This window comes from Rhodococcus tibetensis (genome assembly GCF_024438035.1).
In the GTDB taxonomy this organism is placed as follows: Bacteria; Actinomycetota; Actinomycetes; order Mycobacteriales; family Mycobacteriaceae; genus Rhodococcus_F; species Rhodococcus_F tibetensis.
The window spans coordinates 1-1518 of the sequence record NZ_JANFQF010000052.1 but is presented as its reverse complement, the minus strand read 5'-3'; the positions used below and the strand labels follow the sequence as shown (position 1 = coordinate 1518).

4 protein-coding genes are annotated in these 1518 nt (G+C 69.4%); all 4 read left to right on the top strand.

Annotation, left to right across the window (positions count from 1 at the left end):
- Positions 1-15: 15 nt before the first annotated feature.
- Positions 16-306, top strand: a complete 291-nt coding sequence (locus NOF53_RS28015; protein WP_374212691.1) for an MspA family porin — start codon at positions 16-18, stop codon at positions 304-306.
- Between the two features lie 71 nt (positions 307-377).
- Positions 378-761 (top strand): hypothetical protein, encoded by a 384-nt coding sequence (locus tag NOF53_RS27410; RefSeq protein WP_255974806.1) that lies wholly within the window; start codon positions 378-380, stop codon positions 759-761.
- Complete coding sequence (locus tag NOF53_RS27405) at positions 758-1153, top strand: hypothetical protein (RefSeq protein WP_255974804.1); 396 nt, start codon at positions 758-760, stop codon at positions 1151-1153. The genes NOF53_RS27410 and NOF53_RS27405 overlap by 4 nt, the downstream gene beginning before the upstream one ends.
- Before the next feature lie 185 nt (positions 1154-1338).
- The coding region (locus NOF53_RS27400; protein WP_255974802.1) for a hypothetical protein at positions 1339-1518 on the top strand (180 nt) is incomplete at its 3' end.

Sequence of the window (1518 nt, the reverse complement as noted above, 5' to 3'; positions counted from 1 at the left end):
GGGATCACCCCGAGTGTGGGGGTGTCGGTGTCCGCGTCCGGTCCGGGGGTGAATGCGGGCCTGTCGGGGACGGTGGGCCCGATTTTCTCGACCACGATCAAGCCCGGCCAGATCGTCGATATTCCCTTGGGCGACAAACCGTTGTCGGGGCGGGCGGCGTCATCGCGGGTGACGGATCTGCATGTGGCGGTCGATGCGTGTGGTGGGCCGGCGACGATGCGGCTGATCGCGGTCACCTCCGTGTCCTCACCGTCCGCCGATGATCGAGTGACGTGTACTCCGAGGTTCTCCACCTCTAGCCATTGAGGCACCAGGCGCACAGATGCGCGGTGACCGTGACCAATTCCCAGATACCACTTCCGCAGGGAGACAGTGCTGTGAGCACCCAGACCGGGCAACCGACACAAACCCGGAACGATAGTGCACGGGTGGGCGCCGGGGCGGTGAGAGCTGCTCTCGCCCTCGCCGCCGTGTTGGTGCTTCTGGTGGTGGTGTTCGCGAACCTCGACCGCCTCGCGGAATGGGCCGAACGGTACGGCACCGTCTGGGTGTATCTCGGGTTCTTCCTGGTGCTCTCGATCGCGGGCCGGTTGTTCTGGTCCGGTGCCGACGCACTCTTCGCAGCGATCATTCCCGCCCGGAACCACCCGGACGCCCCGGGGAATACTGCCCGCGACCGCAGCGGACAGGACTCCGGCGACGGGCCGGTGCCGGTGCCGGCGCGGGTGGTCGTGCCCGCAGGGCCGGGGGATCGACGGTGACGGGACCCCGCCACCGCGCATCCCGCCACCAGCCCCACGCCGCGGCGGACGGGGATCGGGGTCGTCTGCGGATGGCGACGGTGTTGTCGGGGTTGCTGATCGGTGCGGTGATCGCGGCCGCTCTGATGTTCGGGCCGTCAGCGCACGCGGAGACTCCGGCGGAGCGATGCGCCCGCGAAACTGCTGCAGCGCAGGCATTGTGGGAGGGAACCCACCCTGGTGGGGAACCGTTTCCGGGGTATCCGTGTTTCGATCCGGGCCCGGAAACCACCCCACCACCGGTACCGACACCGAACCTCACGCCCGGGGTGGTCAACCCGGGCGGTGGCGGCATCACCGGGAGCGCGGTCACCGGGCCCTGGTCATCCCCACCGGCACGGGTGGGCCGCTGATCCCCGCCGCGCCCGAACCAACCTCTTCCGCCACCATCTCCGGCCCGCAAGCACCTTCTGCGGGCCCCCAGATTCCCGAACCGGGCTCTCGGACCGGTTCGGGTTCGGCCGGTGACCCGACCCCCGACACACGGTCACCGGCCCACACAGGTGTTCCCACGCCCGAGCCCACCGCGGTTCCGGGCGTGGGAACACCCCCACCACCTCCCCCGAATACCGACGGCCTCCTCGCCACACCCCCGGCTACGACCACATCAGGTGATCTCAACGAGACCGGCAAGACCGTCACTGCCGAGAGCGGACGGGATCGGCTCCTCGAACTGTTGCTGATCGGCGCGGCAGCCTTTACCTCCGCAGGGATCGGG